A 25,525-nucleotide genomic window follows, 5' to 3' on the forward strand; every position below is an offset into this window, starting at 1 on the left:
TTCGCCGCAGCTTCGAGATCGGTCTGCGGAGCTCGCAGACCTTCATCCCGGGTAACATTCCTTCCTGAGGCAATACGCCCGGTCAAATTTGGAAGCCGATTGACAGTCACGTGCCTGAACCAAGCAACATGGTCTCGCCGCGCTCCTTCCAACTCCTCACCGGCGGGGAACAATGGTATCTCCGCCGGGTGAAAGGGTACGAGGTATTCGTCCTCACATACGAGTTGTGTTGGCGCCCGTCAGCCGTACTGCGCTCACTGCCTGAGGCGGTTTTGCAGCGCGCCCCGATTCGCGACGAGGTGGTCGAGATTCAGCAGCTCTGGCCGTTGTCCTTGCGCCAACTGGCCAACCAGCTCTCGCGTGCCGTCCACCACGTAGACGCCGCAATCATAACTGTTCTGCTGCTGGGCCATGGGGCGTCGCTCGAGGCGGGCATGCAGCGCCTCGGCGAGCTTTGCTGCAGAAGTGTGATTGCGTCCCTCGGCGGAGTCGTAATGATAGGCAACCGGCCCTTCCCGCGCGGCGCGATCAAGGAGCAGCAGGGACCAATGGCGGCCGCCATCATCCTCATCATCATTCACCGGCAAAAACAGAAAGCGTGCGGTATCGTTACCATCCTTGTCGTTCACGATTCCATGCAAGTTTTCCAGGATGACGTCCTCGTTTAGAGTCCTGCGCAGCATATGGGCCGTCGCGGGCTCCACGAAGCGAGTTCGGGCCGCCAAATCCGGATTGTCGCTCTGCAAGTCACGTGACAGGAGGGCGTAATCCGCCGCGATATGCTCATCGCCCAGCCATTCCAGGTCGTCGAGGATCCGCCCGCTCGGTCCGTGGATCGAGGCTGCCGGATCCCAAGTCCCGACTAGAGCATCAGGCGGTGTGCGCGGAAACGCGTAGTCAGCATCGTCACGCAGCTCGTAGGGTGTCAAAGGCGGCTGAGCCGCAACAGGCAATGATGGCGCGGCTTCCCAGGCCGGCCACAGACTCCAATCAAAGTCGGGCGGTATCTGAAGCGACCAGGTCGAGGTGGATCCGGCAGGTTCCTGCCGTGGAGCTTGTTCTACCTCCTGCGTCTGCTCATGGCTTGTCAGGCCATTCGGTGGGCCGTCTTCCTCTATCGCCCAAAGCAGATCCTGATCGTCACCTTCCGGAGGGAGCTCCTCTGGCCAGTTATGCTTCAAAGCGACGCGCTCAACGTTTCCCTGGCGGACTATAATTGGTGCTATTCCGCCTTCGGACCGGGAGTCTCGTAGACGATCTAGGGCCGTAGATACCCGATTTTTTCGATCTTTTTCGAAGGCTGCGGCATCGTTGTCCAGCGATTCATCCTCCAAACGATCAGCGATTCCCGACCTGTCGTTTGCAAATAGCCACTGACTGAATCTGCGCAGAGGACGAACATACAGGGTTTTGGCCGTGATTGCCTCGTACCCCGCGCCGATCAGTGCGGGCTCAAGGTCTGCAATAAGGGAGGCGTCCGCAGAGTACAAAGGAGCGGGAATGCGTTTGCTCGCTCCCGCCCGGAGATGTGCGAGCGCCGCAGTGACAGCTCTGTAACCGCCAGCCTCTCTATAAAGATTGGCGTCTGTCTCTAGTTTATCGACGGCCCTGTCGTTAAGTTGGGCAGCAATGCTGTGTTTCTTGTTCTGACGAAGGTAGCGACTGAAATCAGTGAGCAGGCTTGCATAACCTTTAGCTGTACTTGCGGTACCCTCAGTCACGGCTTGCAGTTTGTACTTCTTGATCAGGTCCGCGTCGTCCGGATAGGGAGACTCATCAACCGCCGCTGCAGTCATCGCGACTTGGCTGGCCGACTGGGTCGTCGTGGCGAGACTTTGCGGACTGAAAATCCTCCGCCTTTTGGCCGGCGCGAAATCCGCTGTTCCATGCGCACAGTTGATCATCACCTCTTCGCTTGGCGAAAGGTTGATTATATCTAGCCGGTGCGAAACCGAAGATTGGAAGGCCTCGCCGGGGTTTTGAGCCGGGTAACCACTCGCAGCCGGCTCAAGTGTCATCTGGGCGTTATCCTCCCCAGGTATCCCTAGCCAGCTCAACGTTTGCTCAGGAACCCTCTGGTCATCCTCTCCGGGAGCGAGCTCCACTGGCCAATTGAAAGGCCTTTGTGACGCACCGTGCTGTTCGGCGGTTTCCGCGACCTCACCCCGCCGCTTGATTGGAGCGATTCCGCCGGCCGATTTGAATGCCCGGAGATGGGCTAGTGACAAACCGGCGAAGTACCCACCGCACTTCTTGGCATCCAGGTCCAGCAATTCGCTCTCAAGCTGAGCATTTATCGCTGGTTTCTCGTTAACTAAGAGCCATTGGCTCAGCCTGCGCAGAGCCTGTGCAGTGGCAACTGCGGTCCTCTCCTGGTAACCTGCCGAAATCATCGCTTCCTTAAGCCCAGAGATGAAGGAGGCATCCTCAGGATAGATCGGACGCGTGCTCGGTCCCCGGTCGACACGGAACCGGCGACCAGAATCTGCTTTCGCGTTGATAGAGAACTCGGCTGACTCGCCTAGAGTATGCAACGACGTCGTGCATCCATATCCTCCCGCGTACATCGTGGGCTGCGCCTCCTGCCAGACCGTCTCCAGGTCATCCGTGAAGGCCTGTGGTTCGCGATCGCCCAAGTTATCGCTCCAGCAGAGCCTGCGGTCAGCCGGAAGTGCTTGCGAATCGTCAAAAGCAGGCGTTCTCTCCACTAACGCTAATTCCGTTGTGTCTTGTGGGACTCGCCCATCGTTGAGCACCTCTTCGCATGATGGCTCCTCGAGTTCGATCGCTCGTGTGCCTGTCGGCGATTCTCGCAGGTGAGCCAGTGCGGCACCGATCTTCCGATTGCTATCGGGCTCTTTCCGGTAAGCCGAGACATCTTCATCCAACGATTTGCTCGAAAGCCGAGCAGCAAATCCCGGCTTGTTGCTCCCGCGGAGGTACTCACTGAAACGCCTGAGAGCAGTTGCGTATGTGCTCGTAGTTTTGAAGTTCTTGGTGGTGGTTGCTTTGTACTCTTTAATGAGGGCCGCATCGTTATCGTAAGGATTCAATTCTGCGCGGCTTGCGATGGGCGTGCCGCCGCTTTGCGACTGAGAAGCCCGAAGATGACGCAATGCCGTAAGGATGGACCCGTTCGGAGTCTTGTCGAAGACCTTGGTATCTTCATCCAGTGACTCGTGGTTGAGCCGAGCAGCCATTTCCGGCTTCTTACTTTTGAGGAGCCAACGCCCCAATCTGAGAAGCGCATTGACATTATCCCTGATGGTGCGCGGCTTGAAACCCCGCTTGATGAGTGCTGGCGTTAATCTGTTAATAAGCGATGCATCTTGGGAATAGAGAGGGTCCCCGATGGGACCTACGAAAGCCCAACGTGACTGGCCCGGCTGCGATGCCGACGCGCCTGGCAGCGTTGCGCCGCCTTCCTGCGATTCCTGGATGTATTCACGCCCGCTCGCCGTCTCCGTTAGTGATGCAGCGACTTGCGCGGTTAGCTCAAGCGCCGACGAAGGGCGGGCTTCATCCATCATCTCCCAAGCCAAACTCTGATCGTCCTCCTCCGCACGGCGGACCTCGGCCACTCCCAGGGACGCGCTGTGCTGCGCAGCATCCTCTCCGACATGTCTCGGCTCTGTCAGGACCACGACGGGATCAGGACCGGCGGAACTCCAGCGCTCGGGCTCTATCGCTCTGACGCCCCCTCGCGACTTGAGGAAATGCGCCAGTGCGGTACGGATTTTCCGTTTGCCACCGGAGTCCTTATAGCCCTCGACATCCTTATCAAGTTCATGCAGCGACCTGGCGGAGATCTGAGCAGCAATGCCAGGCTTGCTTTTTTTGCGCAGATAGCTGCTGAAATCCGCAAGCAGAGTTGCATAGGTCTTGGCGGTATCTTGAGTGATCCCTCCCGCAGGCGCTTTTTTGTACTCGTTGATGAGAGCCGCATCCTTGGGGTAAGGGTTGAGGACGGCGCGTTTCACGAGCGGCGGGGCTACGTCGGCCGACCGGGGAGCCTTGAGACGAGCTAAGGCTGTAAGGAGCGACGAGGAGCCCCAGCTTCTCTCGAACTCTTCGACATCCTGACTGAGCGAGTCGTCGTGCAGGCGAGCGGCAATGCCCGGCTTATCGCTTGCAAAAAGCCATCGAGATAAGTTGAGCAAGTGCTCTCCATCGGACCCAGCGACGGCCTCTTCAAGGCCGAAAATAAGGGAAGCGTCATCGGAATAGAGAGGAAGCTGGCTGCCATCGACGTAAGCCGCAACTGGCCGAGTCGACGGCAGTAGCGAATCGCACAGCATCGCTCCGCCGTCTTCACCGTATGGAGCGGGCGAGCGGTCCTGCACGCTCTGTTGCATGATGAGCGACGTCCCGCCTAGCGAAGGGTCCACTGGGGTACTCGACTGAAAAGGCGACGAGGGGGCCGTTTCGTTCATCATCTCCAACGAAACATCCTGATCGTGACCTTCCGCAGGAAGGACCTCTGGCCAGCTGATAGCTACCTCCGAGAGGCTTTGCTGCGTAGAGGCGTCTCCAATGCACGTCGGCTCGGTCAGGACCTCGTCTTCAGAACCTGAAGCTGGTGGGATAAGACGCTCGACTTCAATCGCTTGCGCGCCCGCTTGGGATTTTCGCAGGCGACCCAATGCGGATACGATCTTGGGATCATACCCGACGCTTTTCTTATATTCGTCGACATCATTGTCCAGCGACTTGTCAGAGACGCGGCCAGCAATGGTCCGTTTGCTCTTTTCGCGTAGGTAGTCACTGAACCTGGTAAGAGCAGTTGCGTTGTTCCGGCCGGTAGCTGTTCGTGTTTCGTTTTTGTACTGCCTGATGAGGGCCGCGTCCTGTGGATAAGGACTTAGCTTAACGACGCCCGTGATCGGCACGACTCCACCCGCGGACTCGGAGGTGCGAAGATGATCTAGTGCCTTACGCACCTTCTTGGTACCGCCCTTCTTTATAAACTCCTCGACATCAGCCGCCAGCGACTCGTCGTTAAGCCGAGCAGCAATAGTCCTCTTCCTGTTCTCAAAGAGCCAGCGGTCGAGAGTGAGAAGATTACTTACGTTGTTCTCTGCGGTGCACTTCGCAGCGCCTCCTTTGACGAGGGCTGACCCAAGCCTCGAAATGATGAGCGCATCTTGGGAATAGACAGGGCGATTGCTGTGACCGACCAAAACCCCAGTCGACTTACTCGGTGCCGAACCGCCTCCACCGCTATTTGGTGCCCCGCTATCTTCTGCCCCGGTCCGTTGCAAGACGGGCTGAGCCTCCGATGCCGATGCACCCGGTCGCCTGGACGGCTGCATCAGCACGCGACCACCTGAATTGCCTATTTCGCTCAGCTGCTGCTCGAAGGCCGTAGCATCCGCGGACGGAGCCGGTGAGTTCTCTTGCGGGGCCGCGCTGCTCAATTGTTGACGCACCGGGTTTGTTGAGGCGCACTCCATTCGTTCTCACTTTCAAGATGTGGCAGAATTAAAGCTTGAGTTTGGGGGCAACTTGCCTCGACGCGGCCTCGTCGGAACCGACAGAAAACTAAGGTGCGTCCCCCTCGACGCGCTCCATGTTCTTGCATTGCGATCGGCAGCTTGTCCTGTGGACACAGCTATGGGCGATAGCTGTCGAGAACCTGACGACAGCCTGTTCCGAGTGCCGCGTCAGGACAAATGCGTGCACCGGGTTGTTGGGGAGGAGGAGGTCACGCCGACACGGGCGAGCCGTAGGCGCGGTCGCTGGCACGGAAGTTGGCCTTGACCTTGCCGCGAGACTCCCTCGTCCCGGGATGCGGCGCTGGGCGAGCTGATGGCAGGAATTGGCACTCCGCACATCAAGATGAAACGATTATGGAGTTCAGGAGGTGTCATTCGGCCTGCAATATTGGCTCTGACTCACTTTTGATGCAGTTCGGGGGATGTCTGGCGTTTTTGATTGGGGAGAATCAGCGCCATGCAGCAAGCACTCCAGCGCTCCAATTAAGTGCGGAGTGGATTTGTTGTAGAGAACGCGTACTTCGAAGGTGATAATGCCGTTATTGCGGTCCGGGCGTCGGGAAGCGTTGGTCTGTGTCCATCATGCGGAACGGTTTCCCGGCGTGTCCATAGTCGATATCGGCGACGTGTGACCGATCTGCCGCTCGCGGGGCGGATCGTCCAGCTCCTGGTAATCGCCCGCCGCTTCCGCTGCGACGCCGTCCTGTGCGGGCGCCAGATCTTCACGGAGCGCTTCGCCGAAGGGGTACTGGCTCCGTCGGCGCAGCGCACGGCGAGGATGGAGTCTATCGTTCATCACCTCGGCTTGGCGCTTGGCGGTCGACCGGCGGCAGGCTTCGCAAAAAGGCTGATACCGCCGGTGAGCAAGGATACGTTGCTCCGCGTCGTCCGGCGCCGTAGCCGTCCGTCGGCTGATCCGCTTAGAGTTATCGGCGTTGATGATTGGTAAGCGGTGATTGGGCTTGGCGCCGCAATCACCGATACGCCAGCATTATCTGCAATCTGGAACGCCGCCGGGTCGTCACCCTGCTGCCGGATCGGGAGCCTGCGACCGCCCAAGCCTGGCTTGCTGCCCATCCTGCGATCTCGATCGTCGCCCGCGATCGTGGCGGTGGCTATGGCGAAGCGGCAGCAAAGGCCTTGCCGCACGCGGTACAGGTCGCGGATCGTTGGCATCTGATGGAGAACGCCAGCCGAGCCTTCCTTGATGCCGTCCGCAAATCGATGCGCCAGATACGCACCGTCATCGGTGCGACCACGATTGATCCCAAACTGCTCACAGCCGCCGAGCGCCTCCAGTATGAGGGCTATCTTCGCCGCGAGGAGACCAATGCGGCCATCCTGTCTCTTTCGAAGAATGGCTTACCTATCAAGCAGATCGTGCGTCAAACTGGCCACAGCAGGAAGCTGGTTCGGCAGCGTGATCCGCGGCGAGCGCAACGATGTTTTCCGGACCCGACAAAGCTCATTGGACCTGATTGCCTTGGCTCGACGATCAGTGGGCGTCCGGTTGTCGCAACGGAGCTGAACTATGGCGCCGCCGGAAGGCGCGAGGCTTCCGAGGCTCGCTTCGCGTCATCAGCGAGTGGACGACCCGCAGACGACGAGCTGAAAAGGCCGACACGCAAAACCTTCAACGGATTCCGTCGGCCAGAACGATCGCTCGTCTCATGACAATCGGCCGGACCTGTCAGGCCGAGGGCCTTCACGCGCGTGAGGCTATACACAGAGAGCGGGGGCTAAATCATATCGCGACTGCGTCTTTAGCAACCTTGAGCGGTGACGCCTTAACCGATTTGCTGGGCGGCTTGGCCGCGAATTCCATCGGCTCCTTAGTGAAGGGATTAACTCCGCTGCGAGCTTCGGTAGCAGGTTTGTTCACGACCGACATCTTGACGAAGCCGGGAATGACGAACTCACCGGACTGGTTCAACTCATTGTAGCCTACAGTCGCCATCTGCTCGATGACTGCCTTTACGTCAGCCTTGGAAATCTGCGTTCCTTGAGCAATTGCATCAATTAGCTGGTTCTTGGTCATCTTAGCCACGCTGGTCTCCTTTGAAAGCACAGAACAATTCAAATGCGTGAAATACGCCGGCTCCGTGACTCTCGTCAAAACCGCACGAATCGCTTCCTGTTCACGCGGGGGTTATGAAGAAGTAACGAGCTTAGAACCTATTGGAAGCCAAAATACAAGGATCAGTTCGATGTGTTTCCGGCATCGTGCCTGCTTCTTATACCAGGCGGGTTTGATCGCCGGCTCTTTCCCCGTCTTCTGATCGGGACCGGGAGTGCGCAGTGTGCCAAGCGGTTGCCCGTGAACCGGTCCCTCCGAAGGTTGATCTCTATGACGTTTTGTTGGCAAGGGTTCTTTTATCCTCGGCCAGCCTCGATCGGATCGCAAACGTGCATGAGAGATTTGGGGAGCGCTTTCTTGCATCCGATGGGAGGCGACGCCAAGCGGCAACGTCGGGATTCTCGAGGATGGGGCAGACTTCTACCGGTTGTTCGATGCGACGCGGCAGGTGGAGTTTCTGTATCGCGTGTGCGTCAGACAATAGGAAGGGATATTGCCAACGAAGTCACCTTCCTTCTCGGCGTCGATACTTCCGCGCCAGCATCGAGAACATGATCGACATACCGGAGCGCACGCTGAACAGTCTATCGGTCGGTCCCTAGACAATATCGGGGTAAGCTGTTGAAGGCGCGAGAAAGAGCGAATTCACGGCGCTTAAGGGGGACGACGTCTCAAGGATCGAACAGATTTACGCAACGTCTTTCGGCCAACGCAGCGCCGTAGGTGACTGACAATGCAATCAGAGTGGGCATCTCGGCGTCTTATTGACTTCCCATGGCCTCGAGCTGCCCGGAGTCGCAGCGGATCCGGGAATTGCGAGTCTATTTGTTACTTGCAGCGTCAAAGATTCGTGGGCTGCGATTCCTTGTCAATCCTCAGGCGGCTCCTCAACAGGAATGGCGAAGCCCGCCTTTACGCGATCTATTATGACCATCGTTTTAAAGCCCTTAATGTCCGAGTTCTCATAGAAGAATCGCCGCGTGAACTGCTCATACTCTTCCATGGTGCCCGCGGTAATGTAGAGGACAAAGTCGGCGTCGCCTGTGACGTAAAATCCATTGACGACTTGAACGGACGATTTGATGGCCTTCTTGAACTTATCGATTATATCTGAACGCTCCCGTTCCAGGGTCACCAGCACAAGCATCTGAATCGGTTGTCCTACCGCCTTCGGCGACAGGATTGAGACATCAGCTTCGATGATGCCTTCGGAACGGAGCCGCTTCAGTCTTCGTTGACACGCGGTGGCAGAAAGTCCGGCCATTTCACCGATTACATCTGAAGTTAGGCGGTTGTTCTTTTGCACGATCTCGAGGATGCGCGCGTCTATTCGGTCGTATCGCATAACCGGCCACTTTGAGATGAATTTCGCCGTCAAGATCCTATGCGATGGCGAAATCCTCCGAAAGACGAGAAAATGCAACGAAAATGCCTTTTTGAAGCTTTCAGACTACCAGAAATCCTCAGTAAGACGTCAAGAAAGCTCTTTTGGAACTGGGTCCGGCGGACGAGGAGCCAGGCTTGGTCCCTCGCCGCTACGAATGACCTTGTGTTCAGTTCATCATCTTCCGGGAAGTCGAATGCGTCGGTATGGGCGCGCCGCGTTGTGTGGTGGTCGGCCAGCACGCAGATGCATGGGGTGATGACGCGGCTGAGCGCAACTATTTCGGGCTGGAATGGAGGAGCCGCTCTGTCCATGCGGTCGGCAAGGGCCCGATCACGACGACCGAAAGCCCGCCCCGCGCGACGACGGCGACACAGTCGCGGTCGGCGTCTCCGCTGCATTAGTTCGCACCCGCCGCCAGCTCGAGCGCGTCGCGGCGACCGACGCCACCGTGCTGTTCGTCGGCGAATCCGGCGTCGGCAAGGAGCTGTTCTCCAGTCAGTTGCACGCCATGAGCCGGCGCAGCAGCGGTCCTTTCGTCGCGATCAACTGTGCCGCGATTCCCGAGCATCTTGTCGAATCCGAACTGTTCGGCGTGGAGAAAGGCGCCTATACCGGCGCCATCGCCTCGCGCGCCGGCTATTTCGAACGCGCTTCCGGCGGCACGTTGTTTCTCGACGAGATCGCGTCACTGCCCTATTCGGCGCAGGGCAAAGTGCGGCGGGCGCTACAGGAACGCAAGATTGAACGCGTCGGAGGCACGAAGACCATCTCGCTCAACGTCCGCGTCGTGGCGGCGTCCAACGTCGACCTGGCTGCCGAGGTCGCGGCCGGACGATTTAGGCAGGATCTCTATTTCCGGCTCTGCGTATTCCCGATTGCGATCCCGCCGCTGCGAGAGCGGCGCGACGACATCCCACTCTTAATGGCGCATTTCCTCGGCATCTATTGCGCGCGGCACGGCCGGCACCTGATCGGCTTCAGCCGGCGCGCCACCGACGCGCTGTTCAAATACGATTATCTCGGTAACATTCGCGAACTGCAGAACCTGATCGAGCGTGGCGTCGTCTATGCCGACGACGGCGGCATCATAGATATTGGTCATCTGTTCAGCGGCTCAGAGCTGCTGCCACTATTCTCAATCCAACTCACGAGTGAAGGGCGACTGGGACGCATGCCGCTACTTGAAGTGGATCCACCGTCAGCGAAAGACAAGAGCACCGCCTCTGTCAACGGAGGCGCATCCTCTTCGGACAAACCGTTTGCGGAGATGGAGGTCGCCGCCTATCGCTCCGCACTGGCCCAGGCAGACGGTAACGTGTCGGCCGCCGCGCGCCTTCTGAAGATCACAAGATCAAAACTCGATTATCGACTTCGCCGTCTTGGCCTAAGACCATAGCGACACATCGTCCACTCGCATTAGTTTACGAATCGGCGGTCTGATCGAAGAACCTGACTGTAGCACGCTACGTGAGGCGACAACTCGGGTGGCGAGCTGGTGCGCGGTGCGACTGGTCATCGCACGGGGCGTGCCATCGGGGGCCCTACACAAGCATTAGCCTCGCAGTCGAATCCAAAGACGTTAGGTAAGGAATCTAACACGCGCGTCTTTGATGCGCCGGATTGTCGGGCTTACGACGAGGCGTCGCTTGAGCTGCGCAGTCGAGGTCTGCTCGAAGCGCCGCATTTCGCGGGTCCAGCTGGCTGGCATGGTTGTTGCCAACTTCTAATGTCAAACTAATAGGACAAATAGAAGATGTTACGATTATCCGCGGTCACACTGCTCACAGTCCTGCTTCTCCATCCGTCATGTGCCAAGCACGCTACCTTGCCGGTGGCGCACGCTCTCGGTAGCGTGACAATCGCCGACTTTGCCGGGAAGTGGTCTAATGAGAATCCGAGCAGGGGTAGTATCACACATATAGTGATCGACCAGCAGTTCGACAAAGCCCTCGTTCATGCATGGAGCAGATGTCGTCCGACCGAGTGCTATTGGGGCATCGCGCAAACGCAGGCTTCCAAGTTCGACTATGGAAGCCTGGAAGTTAATTGGAACTCGGGGTCTTCGGTGAGACGGGCAAGGTTGACACTCAGCGGACGTAATCGACTGGAAGTAAGGACACAGGTTCGCTACTATGACGACTCCAGCAGATCGGATTACGATGCCGTTGATATCCTCATCCGGACGCCTGAGGAGGCGGTGGGCAACAGCGCAATCAAGACTGGGTATTCGCCACCTTGCGCCCTAAGGACGGCCGTTTCAATACCGCGGCCAGGAAGACCTGCAGTGGTCTTGTCGCGTGATCCGGAAGTCTCCCGCAGCACTCGAACTCAGATGCGTTTCGCGCAGGGCATATGTGAGCGCGCTTTCATCTCAGGATTGATCGCGCAGCGCCTGCCGCTCGTCGCGACTGAGAGCAGGGTGATGCCGATATAGGCAGGGACAGCGACCGTTGGATACCTCAACCTTAAACAAGTATTTTGATTCCCGCCTGCCTTGGTACACGATCTATCCAACCGTACCGCAATTTTCCGATGCGGTCGGTGCCGAGGCTTGTGAGACATGGCTGAGGTGCCTGCCCGCCGCCGAGCCAGTATCGCTCTATCTCCACGTTCCGTTCTGCCGCTCGATTTGCTGGTATTGTGGCTTTCCAACGACGATGACTGACCGGGATGCGCCGATCCAGGATTATTCGGCGGTGCTGCGTGAGGAAATCCACTTGGTCGCAGAGCTAGTGCCGCAAGGGTTGGTCGTGAGCGACATACACTTTGGCGGGGGATCGCCCACTCTCATCAAGCCAACGGAGTTCTTGGACTTGATGGAACACTTGCGCCTGCATTTTGCATTCAGGAGATCGGCAAGCATTGCCATCGAGATCGATCCGCGCACATTCACGGCCGAGATGGCCGAAGCTTTAGAAACAGCCGGCGTGAACCGCGCGAGCCTCGGCGTGCAGAGCTTTGATCCCACCGTTCAAAAAGCGATCAACCGTGTTCAGACTGAGGCGCAGACTGCGGCCGCCGTCGAAAATCTACGCCAGCGTGGAATAAGCCGCATCAACTTCGACCTGATCTACGGCCTTCCAAGGCAGACGGTGCAATCATGCGTACGCAGCGCGACAACAGCCGTGGCCATGCGCCCCGACCGGCTCGCGGTTTTCAGTTACGCGCATATTCCTGCCTTCAGGAAAAATCAACGCCTCATCAATGAGGCAGCGCTACCCGATAGCGTTGCCCGCGCCGAACAGGCGGCGGCCGTGGCCGATACGCTGGTCGCTGCCGGTTATCGCCAAATCGGACTCGACCATTTTGCCTTACCTGAGGATGATCTCGCGCTGGCGCAGAAGGCCGGTTGCTTGCGGCGTAACTCTCTGGGGTACTCGGCAGACACCTGTAAAACCCTGATTGGCTTCGGTGCGTCGGCCATCGGCCGCTTGGGCGAGGGTTACGTCCAGAACGAAGTCGCAGCGGGTTCCTACAGCCGGCACATCAGGGCTGGCCGCCTGGCGACATCAAAGGGCTGCCATCTCACCCACGAGGACCGGGTCCGAGGCGCGATCATCGAGCGGCTGATGTGCGATCTAGAGGTCGACGTGCCGGCAATCTGCGCTGCTTACGGATCCGATCCGGCTTCTTTTCTTGATTCAGCTGAACGCTTGGCGAGACTCGCCGAAGACGGGATAGTGGACATTGAAAATGGGTTGATCCGTGTGAGGCGGGAGCACCGCTTTCTAATTCGCTCTGTTGCCGCAGCATTCGACGCTTATCCATACCGCTCGCCCTGTTAGCACATCCAAGCAGCGCAAGCGGTCAACGTGAGCATAGCGACGGCAAAGCCGGAACGAGTGCAGCGACGAGACCGGTTTGAAGCGGCCACGACGTGAGAAGACCGTAATAGCGATAGCCGAAGGCGAGCTTCCCGCAAGTGCCGCAGCAGTTCCTTACTTGCGCGACGGGATCGTTACCCGAACGGCCGAGACGCCACTTTCCGTGGCGACTCGGGGCGAGCCTAAAGCGCGATGAGATTGGGATGAATCGTCATCGCACTTTAGGTTGTGGTTTGAGCGTGATCTTTCGGAAAACCGCTTCACACTTTTCCGGATCATGCTCTAGAGCCCGGTCCGCCCGGGGCGGACGCGCCCTGCTCGCTCGACCGGTCCGCCCGTTGTCGCCTTCAAACAAAATGAACCCGCACGGGGGGCACGAGGCGAATTTCGGCACGCACACTGCTCTTTAGAAGCAGCAGTGTCGATCAGCAAATCGCACACCGCCGTCTTTCAATAGTGCTATCGCGTTTAACGGAGCATCCCATGAAGTCCTATCTATATCGCGCTGCCGCTGTGCAGACGCTCGCCGAGGTCGGGAACGTCGAGGCGAATCTTAGAATCTGCGAGCACTATGTGAAACAGGCTGCCCTTCAGGACGTGCGTCTTATCGTCTTTCCGGAGTGCATGAACGCCGGATATCTTTACGATTCAATTTCGCACGCTCGAAAGGTCGCGGAGCCAATTAACGGGCGCTTTGTCAGCAGCCTTGCGAAACTCGCGCGCGAGAACGCTATGTTCGTCGCCAGCGGCATGACGGAATGGGACCCGAAAGTGGAGAAGGTGTTCAACACTGGTATTTTGCTCGACAGAAAAGGAGAGCTTGTGGTCCACTATCACAAGCAATTCCTGACGACGCACGATCAGAACTGGTTCGCGTTCGGCGAGCGCGGTTTCCCGGTGGTTGAGACCGAGCTCGGCAGGGTCGGGCTCATGATCTGCTTCGATGGCCGCATCCCTGAAATTCCGCGCTGCACGGCCTTAGGTGGAGCACAGGTCATCATCGACATGGCCAACTTCTTCCTGATCGATCAGGCTGACATGTGGCGTCCTGCCCGCGCTTTCGAGAATGGCGTCTGGATATGTGCCGCTACGAAGGCAGGACAGGAGCGATCGATCTACTATCCAGGCGGAAGCATGATCGTCGACCCCAGCGGCAATCTGCGCGCCAAGGTCGCTTGGGACACACACGGCATGGCCATCAGCGATATCGACCCGACGCTTGCTGACAACAAAGCCATGACTCTCGGTGCGGACAAGTTCGCCGACCGCCGGCCCGACACCTATAAGATTCTGACGGCTGCCTATGCGGACACGAAAGTCGCCGAAACCAGCAATCGGCCAATCGTTCCGGGCAAAATGACGTTCAACATCGCTGCGATCCAGAGCCATGTATCGGAATCTCCACCCACGACCCTCGATCGCGTAGTGGAGCAAGTCGGGCATGCGGCAAGGTTCGGTGTCCAACTCATGGTACTACCGGAATATTTCGCATCGCCAAACTGGAGGATTGACCCCGCCGAGGCGAAACGGCTGGCCGCGATGAATGGCAAGCTTCTGAACACGCTTGGCGCGCTCTGCAAGTCGGAAGAATGCGCCATCCTCGTGCCGAACATCGAAGAGGCGGCTGGAAAGCTCTATTCGACGTCCTTCCTGATCGGACCGGACGGCAATTTGCTGATGTCCTACCGAAAGGTGCATCTCTTTGCGGATGAACGTGCATGGGCGACGGCTGGTTCGGACTACCCTGTCACCGAAACGCCGTTCGGGCGCATCGGCGTCATGATGGGATATGATGGGATGTTTCCCGAAGCGGCCCGTTGCCTCGGAACCAACGGCGCCGACGTGATCCTGTGGCCATCTCGCTTGCAAGATCGCAAGGAGCGGACCTTGCTGGCCGTGCCACGCGCGGTGGATAACCGATGTGCTGTCATCCTCGCCAACCGTGTCGACGCGCCGTTCGGCGGCGGCAGCATGGTGGCGTTGCCCGCCCAGTTTCCAGTGTGGGACGTTGATGTCGCGATTCCGTACTATCCGGACATGCACAAGGTGGTCCTGGAGGTCATCGAGATCGCCAATGCGCGCCAGAAGCATATGATGGCGAATGTTCATATGTTCGCCAAGCGTCAACCCTGGACCTACGGCGCACTCGTCGAGCCACATGGCGTTAAGAACACCGCCGCGAAATAGGCGAGCGCAGCGCAAGATGGCGGCCGGTCACCCGGGCCGCGCCGTCACTGTCGCACCAATGGCGGACCACCATCCATCAACCATTTAATCGAGCCGGGAGCGTTTCCTCTCGATCATCAGCTGGCAGGCCGCTTCGCCAAAGCGAGACTGCCGCCTGCCACTCGCATGCGGCTCCCGACTTTTCGAAGCCAAGCTCGCTCACCTATTCGTCGCGTTGCGCCGCTTGTCTTAGCCCTGAACCGGAATAAGACAAGCCACTTCCCGATCCCGCGGCTGTTCGCTCGCGGCAAGGCCGGCGGCGACGCCTATGCGGTCGGGTACGGAGCGATTCTGGCTCATCTTGTGCTTGCCCTCGAACCTGGTCACGAGGATGCGCACCCCGACGATCCCGCGCAACTCCGCGACAATGAAATCTGCGGGGGCGTCGCTGACTGCCCAAGGGTTCGCGCGCGACGTCTCATGAAGGTCGGTGAGCCGTGTCACCACGTCGCGGAGCCGTTCCGGCTCCTCGAAAAACTCAACCGGGCCGTAGGCGTGGACGGCGACGTAGTTCCATGTGGGCACCACCTTTTCGGTTTCTGACTTGGTGGCGTACCATGAGGGCGTCACATAGGCTTCCGGACCCATGAAAATCGCTAATGCCTCCCCGATTGGAGCCGACCGCCACTGTGGATTAGCCTTTGCCAAATGCCCGTACAGCACCCCGTACTCCCCTGCCGTCTCGTCGAGGAAGAACGGCAGTGGTGTTGCGATTGGTCCCTCGGCCGTGGCCGTGACGAGGCTAGCCAAACGAGCGGAGCGGACGGCCGCCCGGATGTTTTCGATCTCATCATTCCTGAAGGCGGGGGGCACATACATGGTGGTTCTCCATTCTCCGATCTGGAGATAGTCCCAATCTGTTTCGCTTGGAACTGCCAGCTATGATGGTCGAGTTGCGGCCCTTCCGACTATCGCAGGGAATGAAGCCTCGCCATTACTTCAAGTACCGAAAAATTGGCGTCTCGGTCATCAACCGTGCTTGGCAACCTGCTGCCGGACGGTGAATCAATACGGCAAGGGTGCTCGCCGAGCCGGTTGGGGCAAGCGGCACTGATTCTCCAGCATGAAGCAGGCGATCAGCATTACCGCCGCAAGAACCCGAGAGATTGCTTACCGGGTACGGTGCTCGCGTAACGGCGAGCACCACCTCCAAACATTCCAGAAAATTTCGAATCTTGCGACGCTTTGCTGAACCCAACGTGGCTGCTCAAAGAAACCTTTTTACGCCACGGCTCAAGCCTTTCGGGGAGGTCCTCGCCGCGGGCGAGACGCTGATGAATACATCGTCTGGCGCTTGAGGAAATGAGCAACAGAAATGTGCTGATCGGGTGAGATCGCCTGACCACCCTGTTCCTGGAAAATTCGGACGGCTTCCTTCAACGCAGTTTCTCGGTTTGGAAGCGCGAGATCGTCAGGCCAACAATTGGATCGACGAAAATTATAGATTGCAAGATAAAGCGACTTATCCAATCGCTTTAGGTGCGACATCGAAAGCCCGGCACGTAAGAACGGTCCCCAAACCCTTCGAAAAAACTCGGGAAGCCCCTCATCGGAGCGCCATTTCCCAGGGTATTTTTCAGGAGCTTCTACGGGTAACTCGACCCTTTCAAGCGCTTTCTCCAAATGCTTCTTAGCGTAGTGGCGACGATCAAATATGACATCAAATCTTACCGGCAAAACGGTTGGATGGTACTTCAGAATGTATGAGACCAATAGCAAAAAAACGTAGTGTGCTTCCCGTTCATGAAACAGTATTTCTTCGATCTGCATTAGCTCGCTTACGTTACCCGGCAACTTTATGTCGACAGCGACCCTTACTTCAGCGTTTTTGCCGCAGATAGAGCTCTTGTAACCATTACGTACGCAGCTCACGCTTGTGATGCGAGCCGGCGCAAGCTCGTGCAGACGCCTCTCGAAGCTTTCCACAGACTCACGCGCTTTCCGATAACGCGCCAAACGTCCCTGCATTAGCTGCCTTTCCAGCAACGGAGACTTCTATCGACCCATGCGAATGATCCGCCTGCTTCTCCTTAAGAGCTCGGTTGATGCGCATTTGAATCCGCCGAACGGCAAGCAGACCTAGGCGCGCCTGGATCTTGCCGGATCTGAGCCCGCCTCCGAGAGCAAACGAATAACGCCAATATCCAGTTGCGTCTCGGCTAAGTGAGTATGAGGCACCTCGATGCGTGCCCTCGTATTCTGCAGGTGGATTTTGCGACTTGGCATGACCGGCCTAGACTAATCGCATCCAACCACCGAGAACCGAGAGTCGCGGCCGCGACAATTCGCTTGACGAACCCACGGCCGAATATGCCGGCATAGATCTTCAATGTGCTGGGCCCCGCCATTTGATGACCAGGGAATATCATGCGGATTCGGCGCACTATTCCTGCTGTTATCCGCGGAGATTGCATTTTTTCGGCGCGATCATCGTGGAGTTCTCGGTCTTGCTGCAAAAACGTTATTTGGCTTTGCTAGCCAGACTCGCTGTGATGGAGTTTTGGACCGAGAGCTAATGGCCGCTGTCGAACTCCTCGCGCTCTGCTTCAGGCTAAATGTCAGCGAGGTGGCGGTGAAGCTCAATCATGCGCGGATGATGAGAAAGCTTGAGCTTCGGTCACCCGTAAAGGTCGCCTCGGGACACTATCAGAACTGATGTCGCGACAGCACATCGAAGCCTCGTCCGATCACGTAGTCACTTTCAAAGCCAGATCAAAAGCGCGAAGTCTTTAGGGAGCAATCGCCCTCCCCGCGAAAGTATGCGGCGACGTTCTATGTAACATCCTCCAGGGCCCGGCCTTCGTGCGCGGCAGGGCCGAGCTCAATTTCGTTGTGGCCAAGACGCCCTCGCCTGAGGATCGGCAGGACTTCGAGACGCAGACACTGACTTACGACCAGCTTGTGGTCAGTGCCGCAGGGACCCCCCTCGCCCTAAGCATGACCTAGGCTCCCGCAACCTGCCGCACGCGACGCCGGGGTGCATTGGGCTCCCCCCGCCTCTCGTTTTCCCATCATCTGCCTGCACAAAGGCATACTCGAATAGGCTTTGACGCCGTTTACTCATCGTGCTGCCGACGCCCCGACTACGATGGTATCGAAAACGCTTCCGAACACTGAGGGCTGCGGGCTAAAGTCCGCAGCCGCGGGGATCATCGAGGCGCTGAAGACGATCTGCGCTTCCTAATCAGGGGCCGAAAGCCATAGCAAAAGGCTATGGCTTCGGTAAGATTATCTCTAGTATCGGAATCCTGTTTTGCTCGGAGCCCAGAGAGCCGGGTTGCGGGCCGATGGGGACAGGGAGGATGGACCCCAATCAACCGCATGGTTTACCCACGTGATGTTTTTTTGGCGCCAGAAATTCGATCTAACGAAAGTCGGCGACTCTATCGGAAGCGTAATGACGTTTTGATTTTGGGTTTGCCGACCAAAGGATTGGCGGCAGCCTCTAAGGAACGCGACCGAGATAGCCGGTAACGGAACGCAGCTCCACACGGGTGGTCGACCGCGAACAGCGCGACCAGTCTGAACAAGATAGCACCGCTAAGGTCATGTGCAATGCATCGTGTCTTTCAGGAATTTACCGATCTCCTAGCTCTGGCCGAAGATTCTCAGGATTTTTGCAGCGCCATGTCCGGCCCAGCCGCAGCGCTGGATCTCTCATGCTTTGCCTATCTTGCACTGCCACGGCGACCACAAGAAAGGCCCTGCCTCATCTCCACCTACCCATCCAAATGGACATCGCACTATCTCCGCAACAACTATCAATCCATAGATCCGGTCATCGAAAAGGCGCTTCGAACGGACGATCCCTTCCGTTGGGGTGTCGGCTTATCATCGAGATTCACCTTGACGCAGCAACAACTGTTTGAGGAGGCAGCGGAATTTGGCATTCGATACGGATTTACTATTCCCATTCACGATAATCATGGTCCAGTTGCCGCATTGACGTTCGCGACTGACGCGAGACACGCCAAGTTCGAGGCCTGCATCAACTCTCAAGAGCACCTCCTTCAGCTACTCGCGATATCGTTTGATGCTCACGTGCGCCGGAAGTTGATGCGCGCGCGCGAGATCAATGGGATTAAATTGTCTGCCCGCGAGTATGAATGTGTTGAGTGGGCTGCTCAGGGGAAAACGACATGGGAGATTGGTCGAATTCTTGGAATTTCCCATCACACGGTCGCCTCTTACCTAAACAATGCGAAGAAAAAGCTCGGCGTCCGTACCGTGATTCAGTCGGCAGTCCGCTTTGCGGCTGCTAGAAAAAGAGAGCGAAAATAAGACTTACTCCTCCTGTGGTTGCAGGTGGTGCGTTGGTCTCCTGAATCCGCTCCAAAGGGCTAGACACATCTGCCCTCGGAGGGAACATGATCCAACTCATAACTCGGGCATCGTATGAAGAGCTTTCGAGCACGCTCTTTGGCATGTATCAGTTGCGCTATCGCATATTCAAGAGCCGCTTGGATTGGGACGTTCAGACGAGCGCCGGCATGGAAATCGACGAATTCGATGCACTGGGTCCGGCCTACCTCGTGCAGCTCTCTGATGCGGGTCAGGTACGCGGCTCGGTGCGATTATTACCCACCCTCGGGCCAACGATGCTTCGGGACACGTTTCCAAAACTTCTCGCAGGCAACCCAGCTCCGTCGAATCCGCTCGTCTGGGAAAGCAGCAGGTTTGCCATCGATATTTCGCTCGAGGACCCAATAGGCGACCATGGAATAGCTCGCGCTACGTATGAGCTGTTTGCAGGCATGATCGAATTCGGGCTATCGCGACAGCTCACCGACATTGTTACCGTCACGGACAGTCGGATGGAACGGATTCTCCGACGGGCGGGTTGGGCGTTGCGGCGAATTGGAGGTCCCTGCAGGATCGGCCCTACATCGGCTATCGCAGGCTATCTTGGAATTTCAAGTGAAGTTCTTTTGGCAATGCGCAGCGCCGGCACTCTGTCCGGACCAGTCCTTTGGACGCCGGTGATGTCGGCCGCGGCATGAAGCTCCAGCTTTTCAGGAATCTTCTTGACGCGACTGCCAGTCGTATTCCCGCATTCGCCGGCAAGCATTGACATGATAAAGATCAAGACTGCGGCCAGTTCGCTCTCAGCGGCGACTGACTGCCGTGAACTGAACGTCCTTCAGGTAACCGCCGTTTCCGCGGGCCAGGTCTCGGCTGGACGAGAATTCGGATGGAGACGGCGACTACGGCCGCTTGCCCAACGGCCTGGAAGTTGGCATAGTTATCACGTTGCTTCTGGCCGTTTGATCAACTTCAAGGCGAGCCATGTCGAGGATCATGACGACGAAGCTCAGGCCGGCCTGCTCTGCGCAGGTGATAGCCTCGTCAAGTCTGCTGCAAAGCTGCTCAATATTCGATTGCTGTTTCATCGTAGTTTCCATTTTGAAAGAACCAGAATGACCGATTCCCGTCTTGCCGAATTCCTTCGGTCCCAGGAGGGACGATCTGTGTCGCGCGAGACCGTCGAATGCCTGCGATTGCTGAGGATGTTCATCAAACTTTCTCCCGCTCAGCGCCGCGAAATAATCGAGCTGGTCGAGCAATATCCAGAACGCTGATCGCAGCACCCGGTGGATTTTGTCAGGCTGATTTTCGCCTGCCTATGCCACATGCTGTTGTTTCCTTGCCTGTGCACGAGGTCGCAATTGCAGCTCGATACGCGGCGGCAACAAGGTGATCTGAGGCGTTGGCTCGTCCGCCGGAACATCGGACAAGATCTCCAGTCTGCTCGAGGCCGATAGTTCGAGCGCCAGCAATTGGAGTTCGAGTAACCCCAGGCCGATGCCAACACAGGCGCGCGGCCCCAATCCGAAAGGCATGAAGGCCGGCGTGTTATACGCGCGGTCAAGCCGGAACCCAGTCGGGTCGCGCCAATACCGCTCATCGCGCTGCAATTGCCACGGGCTGATAATGAGAGACGTTCCGCGCTTCAAATGCAGCCCGCCCAGCTCCTGCGGTACCCGTACTTCCCGCGAAAACCAATAGAATGGTGGATAGAGACGGAGCACCTCGCGTGCGACGTGAAGGCTGATCTCGGCTTTCGGCAATCTCAGCGGATCGATCTCTCCGAAGCCATCCATCATCGACTTCGCTTCATTGGCAAGGCGCTCTGCAAGGCCCGGCTCCGTTGCGAGATAGTAGAGCAACCAGGCAGCCGCATTTCCGGTGGTGTGATGGCCGGCTAGCAACAGCAACAGGATTTCATCGCGCATATCGTCAGGAGACAGGTTGAGCCCTTGCAAGGCCTGAACCAAGGTGCCATCGCCGGCTCTATTGCGCACGCGGTCCACGACCGCTCCCATGATGGCCCGGCTTCTTCGCAATTGTCGTCGCTTCAAGAGGCTACGCCACGGCGTTCGCGGTAAGACGCGGAAAAGGCTATCGGCCATTTCCTCTTCCGCCACATGCACCGCTTCCATCAAGGCGGATTCATCCGCTGATGTCAGAGCGCCGTGACCGAACAGCAAGGCGACGATCATTCGAAGGGCAAGCGGCGCGGTGACCTCATGGGCATCGAAACAGGGCTCACGAACCAGAAGCGATGCCTGTCGTCGGATCAAGCTCGTGATCTGCGGTACGAAATCGTTCATAATCCCGCGTGCCAGGTGCTGATGAATGATCGCCCGACGTCGTTGATGCTCAGCACCGCTCAACGTAATGGAGCTGGTGCCGATGACGGTCCGCAGCTTGTGGACCAGCCGACCCTTGTCGATCATCGTTTCATCCGCTCGCAGTACGGCCTTGGCCACCGCCGCGTCGGTGACAAGGTAAACCGGCGAGGGACCGAGGTTGAGCCGAACGAGAGGCGCGGCTCCCGTGGCGCTGCGCTCCTTGAATAACGCCAAAGGATCACGCCGAAAGGCGTTCACATCCGAAAATAGATGCTTCATCGCTAATCTCCATAAATTGCGTGAGTGCAAGGAGCGAACGGAAAGCAGGCGAAAGCTCTCGAGGAATGGGGATCTCTCCGGCGACGGCGAGAATCCATGCACCATCGTCGCGAAACCCGACAATCTGCGCACCGCCGTAGCGCGATGTGGAAAGGCCGATCCGATTGAGCAGCCTTTCGTGAGGGAGCTCTGCCAACGCAACCAGGGCGAGCGCCTTACGGGCCAACGCAAATCGTATCAGCAAACTGTAAAGCACAGTGCTCGCCTGACGGTGGCCGGCCCGGACACCGAACCGGCTGATCTCGACGTGGCCTGCGTTCACCGGGAAGGGCCTGTGCGTCGCCATATGCGAAAATATCGTTTGCGATAGATATGGACGATCGCAACTGATGGCGCGAAAGCAACCGATCATTTCCCCATCCAGGGACAAGCCGCAGTAGACGGCGTCGTCCGTGTCAAACTGATCCCTTTCACTGCCCCCATCCGCCGGTAACGACCAGCCCAATTCGCGCACGAAGAGCCGGTAGCGCAGTCGAAACAGAGTTTCAGTGAGGTCTGGACGTGTCGCGGCGGAGAAGAACGCGGCCCTATATCGCGGTTGCTGCACTTCCCGGCTCCCCATGGCCTTGCATCAGCTTCGGGAAGATGATGGGATCGCCCTTGATTTTTAAATTAGGAATTTTCCTAGGTTTTGAGGATGGGCGCTCTGGAACAGGATTTAAACGCGTTGGAGGCTTGCGCCTCGATCGAGGAGATTCGCGCAGTTTTTCAGCGCATAATTGAAGATTACGGCTTTAGCACCTTCGGATTCATGGACGCATCGCATCCCTGGGAGGACCAACCACTCCTCGTCTCCACCCACGCGCCTGCCTGGATCGACACCTACCGGTCAGAAAACTTCATCAATACCGATCCTTGCCTGGCCATGGCCCGCCGGACAAATCTACCCTTTCATTGGGGAAGCGTGCGGCTGCCGCCCGTGACGGGCAAGCGCAAGCCGGGCGCGGTCAAGACCATGGAGGCCGCGCGCGATTTCGGTGTCAAGGAGGGGCTGACCATACCGGTTCACTACAACGATCCGCTTGGCCGTCGTTATTCCAGTGTTTGTGCGTTGTTCTGGAACAATCCCGTAGAGGGGTTCTTCGCGAACCTCAGGCACAACGGACTCCAGCTGCATGTGATTTTGCTCTATCTCGCTCAGAAAATCGTGGATCTGCACGCGATCGAAATCAAGACCTCGACAAGGACCGATCATTTTGCCGCAGTCCAGCTCTGCGCTTTGACCGACCGGGAGAAGGAAGTGCTCAAGTGGGCTGGAATGGGAAAGACTTCGGACGAGACAGCCGTCATATTGAGCGTGAGCCGCAAAACTGTGGAAGCTCACGTTAAGGGTGCTATGATCAAGCTCGGGGCCACCAACAAGACGCAGGCCACGGTTCAGGCGGTCTACCGCGGCTTGATTGATATTTGAAGGCCAAAACGGCTACAACGATTGAGCTTGAGTAGCCTTGCGTGCGCGGAGGGGCCGGCTCGTCATGAACTCGACGCCGATTTCGGAGCCGTCCAGCCGGACCAACTCGCATCGGCGGTAGACCAACCCCATGGTCGACAGCAAAAAGAACTACCGCGCCTTGAGGACCCCGGGCGACTGGTCTATCCGAAGGTGCGCTCCCCGTCCGAGACATCAAGGAGAACGCAATCGCGTGCCATGTGCCTGTCGGCGCTCACCAGAGTAGCTCGACATCGATGATCGAGCCGCACGCGTTTTGCTTTTCGCTGCTCCCAGCTCATGAGCTTAAAGTGGGTCTCAATCGCGTTCTGAAATAGTCTCTAAAAAATCTGTCAATGCCGTAGAGCCAAACGGTCCTTGGCGGGGACGTAACGAAGCAGTCAGTTACCAAGCGCAAGTTAGTGACTCTTGCCGGCGGGCAGGACAGCCTATCGATGGCGCGGCCCCTGCGCTGAAAATCATGGACGAAAATCGGCATGACCCGAAGAGATTATGCTTTTGAGACCTCTAACGGGATGACATTACCTTGCGATGCTTCCCTCTCAACCTTGCGATGCTTCCCTCTCAACATACCGCGCCGCTAGTGCTCTTAATTCTTCCATGAAACTGATGCAGAATATCGGCGCAATTCGCGGAAGAATTGGCGAACAATGCTCGAGAACATCATGCCATGAAGAAATTCGGTGCTGGATGCACTGGATGAATAGACAAAAGCTAGCACTCGAAACAGTTCTTGCTCGGGGAGAACGGAACGTCTCATTACCCAGTTTGCGTTCGAACGAAGTGCTCATTTTGGCTTTTCCGCTACATCGCTCTACCGGAGAGCCAAGCCGGATTAGCTCTGGTGCGTCGCGCCTTCGACCTTCTTGAATGCCAGCGCTATATATTCCTAAATGGCATCTAACCATTCTTGCTGATGAGCGGGAAGCAGGTCCGAGAGGCGGGGCATATTTCCTGTGAGCGTTCGCAACGCCGATTCCGTGCCTTGCTTAATCTCGCCCACTGAACCTGCGATCGCCTTGGCCAAGGCTTCATGGTACTTGTGTCCCACTTCAGTCCGTCCCCACCATGTCGAGGGACTTGTTTCCACGAAACCATCCTTTGAGATTGTTGCTAGATTTAAGGGCTGCCCCTCGGGAGAGGCATGCTTGAGATTTAATCCGCCCTTTCGCTCTACGTAGAGGCCGAGTTTTTCCGCTTCGACGAGGAAGCTTTTCAACAAGACTGGCCGACGCGGATCTTTTCGGGCAAGCACCTCGTAAAACTCATCCTCGCTAATGCTCACCGAGCGCTTGGGTGACGAAAGTGCCGCCCCACCCCCGCTGGATACGGATGCGTCAACTATGAGCGCACGGCCCTTTTGGTCGATCTGGACGACTCCGCGCTCGATTAAGACGGTCTGGGCCAACACGGACGGCACGACAAGCTTTACACCCTCAATTGGAGCCTCATAGGCGGCCAATTCTATAAGAGCGAACGTAAAACGTTCGCCCGCATGCGATTGCAGCAATTCCGTCAGAGGCAAAATATCCTCGCGGATACCGTCACCAACAACCGCAATAATTGCTCTGCCGCGCAACAGATTACGGGTCAGCGCGTCGACGAATTCCGCTTCGTCGAACTCGGGTTCGTCAATGAACAATTCCGCCATCGGACTTCGTTCGCGATCTGACCGCGGCTGCATTCAGTTCGTCGTATGACATCGCGAAGATGGCAGCCGCGTACTCCATCGCCTGCGCGACGGTAGAGCGCCGCGCCTCCGGGTTGCGCCACAATTTGGTTTCGACCAGGACCAAGCCGCCGCTGCTGGTTAGATAGACGTTGTCCAACGCTCCGGAGCGTCCGCCACCCAACGCGACCGACAATTCACGACAAACGGGAATGAGAGCACCAAATCCTGGCTCAATCTGCTCGATAGGAAAAAGCTCGGGTCGTCGATAGAGGAGCTCCTGTAACCAGGCCTCATCGAACCGAGACCCCGCCTTGCCACTTAGATCAACGCGCGCCAACGTTCTTGCCGTATCGCTCCGGCGAAGGCCGCCTTGCGCGGTGTGATGGAGATTGAAGACATAGGCGTATGACTGACCATACGCCT

15 protein-coding genes and 2 pseudogenes are annotated in these 25,525 nt (G+C 57.5%); 8 read left to right on the forward strand and 9 right to left on the reverse strand.

What is annotated here, in order from left to right; all coding sequences use genetic code 11:
- Window positions 1-254: 254 nt before the first annotated feature.
- Window positions 255-5,453, reverse strand: a complete 5,199-nt coding sequence (locus SO140_RS41935) for a Ulp1 family isopeptidase (protein ID WP_498543971.1) — start codon at window positions 5,451-5,453, stop codon at window positions 255-257.
- Window positions 5,454-5,982: 529 nt separating this feature from the next.
- Here SO140_RS41935 and SO140_RS41940 point away from each other — a divergent pair.
- Window positions 5,983-7,180: pseudogene (locus SO140_RS41940) on the forward strand (ISL3 family transposase); the annotation flags it as partial.
- Between the two features lie 59 nt (window positions 7,181-7,239).
- Here the strand turns inward: SO140_RS41940 and SO140_RS41945 are convergent.
- Entirely contained in the window at window positions 7,240-7,542 is a 303-nt protein-coding gene (locus SO140_RS41945; protein WP_498543972.1) for an HU family DNA-binding protein, read from the reverse strand.
- A gap of 898 nt (window positions 7,543-8,440) precedes the next feature.
- Window positions 8,441-8,917 (reverse strand): Lrp/AsnC family transcriptional regulator, encoded by a 477-nt coding sequence (locus tag SO140_RS41950; protein WP_498543983.1) that lies wholly within the window; start codon window positions 8,915-8,917, stop codon window positions 8,441-8,443.
- A 331-nt stretch (window positions 8,918-9,248) separates the two neighbouring features.
- Between SO140_RS41950 and SO140_RS41955 the strand changes: the two genes are divergently transcribed.
- The 3 genes from SO140_RS41955 to SO140_RS41965 all read left to right on the forward strand — a co-directional run bounded on the left by SO140_RS41955 (window position 9,249) and on the right by SO140_RS41965 (window position 14,970).
- Window positions 9,249-10,355: a sigma-54 interaction domain-containing protein gene (locus SO140_RS41955; protein WP_498543973.1), complete on the forward strand. Its 1,107-nt coding sequence runs from the start codon at window positions 9,249-9,251 to the stop codon at window positions 10,353-10,355.
- 1,054 nt (window positions 10,356-11,409) lie between these two features.
- Window positions 11,410-12,744, forward strand: a complete 1,335-nt coding sequence (gene hemN / locus SO140_RS41960; protein ID WP_498543974.1) for an oxygen-independent coproporphyrinogen III oxidase — start codon at window positions 11,410-11,412, stop codon at window positions 12,742-12,744.
- Window positions 12,745-13,266: 522 nt separating this feature from the next.
- The gene (locus tag SO140_RS41965) at window positions 13,267-14,970 is read left to right on the forward strand and encodes a carbon-nitrogen hydrolase family protein (RefSeq protein WP_498543975.1); all 1,704 of its coding nucleotides are present in this window, start codon (window positions 13,267-13,269) and stop codon (window positions 14,968-14,970) included.
- A 228-nt stretch (window positions 14,971-15,198) separates the two neighbouring features.
- Here SO140_RS41965 and SO140_RS41970 read toward each other — a convergent pair whose 3' ends face one another.
- Both SO140_RS41970 and SO140_RS41975 read right to left on the reverse strand, forming a co-directional pair.
- Window positions 15,199-15,828, reverse strand: a complete 630-nt coding sequence (locus tag SO140_RS41970; RefSeq protein ID WP_498543976.1) for an FMN-binding negative transcriptional regulator — start codon at window positions 15,826-15,828, stop codon at window positions 15,199-15,201.
- 414 nt (window positions 15,829-16,242) lie between these two features.
- Window positions 16,243-16,977 (reverse strand): hypothetical protein, encoded by a 735-nt coding sequence (locus tag SO140_RS41975; RefSeq protein WP_498543977.1) that lies wholly within the window; start codon window positions 16,975-16,977, stop codon window positions 16,243-16,245.
- A 1,587-nt stretch (window positions 16,978-18,564) separates the two neighbouring features.
- Here SO140_RS41975 and SO140_RS41980 point away from each other — a divergent pair.
- The 3 genes from SO140_RS41980 (at window position 18,565) to SO140_RS41990 (ending at window position 20,588) form a co-directional block, all read left to right on the forward strand.
- Window positions 18,565-19,290: a LuxR family transcriptional regulator gene (locus SO140_RS41980; RefSeq protein WP_449379823.1), complete on the forward strand. Its 726-nt coding sequence runs from the start codon at window positions 18,565-18,567 to the stop codon at window positions 19,288-19,290.
- Window positions 19,291-19,376: 86 nt separating this feature from the next.
- Window positions 19,377-20,009: an acyl-homoserine-lactone synthase gene (locus SO140_RS41985; RefSeq protein WP_498543978.1), complete on the forward strand. Its 633-nt coding sequence runs from the start codon at window positions 19,377-19,379 to the stop codon at window positions 20,007-20,009.
- A 72-nt stretch (window positions 20,010-20,081) separates the two neighbouring features.
- Complete coding sequence (locus tag SO140_RS41990; protein ID WP_498543979.1) at window positions 20,082-20,588, forward strand: hypothetical protein; 507 nt, start codon at window positions 20,082-20,084, stop codon at window positions 20,586-20,588.
- A gap of 42 nt (window positions 20,589-20,630) precedes the next feature.
- Here SO140_RS41990 and SO140_RS41995 read toward each other — a convergent pair whose 3' ends face one another.
- Together SO140_RS41995 and SO140_RS42000 are read right to left on the reverse strand one after the other, a co-directional pair.
- The gene (locus tag SO140_RS41995; RefSeq protein ID WP_498543980.1) at window positions 20,631-21,920 is read right to left on the reverse strand and encodes a cytochrome P450; all 1,290 of its coding nucleotides are present in this window, start codon (window positions 21,918-21,920) and stop codon (window positions 20,631-20,633) included.
- Window positions 21,880-22,527, reverse strand: coding sequence for an acyl-homoserine-lactone synthase (locus SO140_RS42000; protein ID WP_498543981.1), 648 nt, complete (start codon window positions 22,525-22,527; stop codon window positions 21,880-21,882). The genes SO140_RS41995 and SO140_RS42000 overlap by 41 nt, the downstream gene beginning before the upstream one ends.
- A 90-nt stretch (window positions 22,528-22,617) precedes the next feature.
- Here SO140_RS42000 and SO140_RS42005 point away from each other — a divergent pair, with 90 nt between their 5' ends.
- The gene (locus SO140_RS42005; protein ID WP_449379828.1) at window positions 22,618-23,391 is read left to right on the forward strand and encodes an autoinducer binding domain-containing protein; all 774 of its coding nucleotides are present in this window, start codon (window positions 22,618-22,620) and stop codon (window positions 23,389-23,391) included.
- A 928-nt stretch (window positions 23,392-24,319) separates the two neighbouring features.
- On the opposite strand, the gene SO140_RS42010 is transcribed toward SO140_RS42005, so the two are convergent.
- Window positions 24,320-25,081 (reverse strand): hypothetical protein, encoded by a 762-nt coding sequence (locus SO140_RS42010; protein WP_498543982.1) that lies wholly within the window; start codon window positions 25,079-25,081, stop codon window positions 24,320-24,322.
- Window positions 25,062-25,525, reverse strand: a pseudogene (locus SO140_RS42015) (hypothetical protein); the annotation flags it as partial. The pseudogene SO140_RS42015 and the gene SO140_RS42010, both read right to left, overlap by 20 nt.

The sequence above is a fragment of the Bradyrhizobium sp. UFLA05-108 genome (genome assembly GCF_059803455.1).

What these genes read in the sequence shown, in the direction of transcription:
- SO140_RS41935 (WP_498543971.1), bottom strand. Translation starts at nt 5,453, where the DNA reads ATGGAGTGCGCCTCAACAAACCCGGTGCGTCAACAATTGAGCAGCGCG.
- SO140_RS41950 (WP_498543983.1), bottom strand. Translation starts at nt 8,917, where the DNA reads ATGCGATACGACCGAATAGACGCGCGCATCCTCGAGATCGTGCAAAAG.
- SO140_RS41955 (WP_498543973.1), top strand. Translation starts at nt 9,249, where the DNA reads ATGGAGGAGCCGCTCTGTCCATGCGGTCGGCAAGGGCCCGATCACGAC.
- SO140_RS41965 (WP_498543975.1), top strand. Translation starts at nt 13,267, where the DNA reads ATGAAGTCCTATCTATATCGCGCTGCCGCTGTGCAGACGCTCGCCGAG.
- SO140_RS41970 (WP_498543976.1), bottom strand. Translation starts at nt 15,828, where the DNA reads ATGTATGTGCCCCCCGCCTTCAGGAATGATGAGATCGAAAACATCCGG.
- SO140_RS41975 (WP_498543977.1), bottom strand. Translation starts at nt 16,977, where the DNA reads ATGCAGGGACGTTTGGCGCGTTATCGGAAAGCGCGTGAGTCTGTGGAA.
- SO140_RS41980 (WP_449379823.1), top strand. Translation starts at nt 18,565, where the DNA reads ATGCATCGTGTCTTTCAGGAATTTACCGATCTCCTAGCTCTGGCCGAA.
- SO140_RS41985 (WP_498543978.1), top strand. Translation starts at nt 19,377, where the DNA reads ATGATCCAACTCATAACTCGGGCATCGTATGAAGAGCTTTCGAGCACG.
- SO140_RS41990 (WP_498543979.1), top strand. Translation starts at nt 20,082, where the DNA reads ATGATAAAGATCAAGACTGCGGCCAGTTCGCTCTCAGCGGCGACTGAC.
- SO140_RS41995 (WP_498543980.1), bottom strand. Translation starts at nt 21,920, where the DNA reads ATGAAGCATCTATTTTCGGATGTGAACGCCTTTCGGCGTGATCCTTTG.
- SO140_RS42005 (WP_449379828.1), top strand. Translation starts at nt 22,618, where the DNA reads ATGGGCGCTCTGGAACAGGATTTAAACGCGTTGGAGGCTTGCGCCTCG.
- SO140_RS42010 (WP_498543982.1), bottom strand. Translation starts at nt 25,081, where the DNA reads ATGGCGGAATTGTTCATTGACGAACCCGAGTTCGACGAAGCGGAATTC.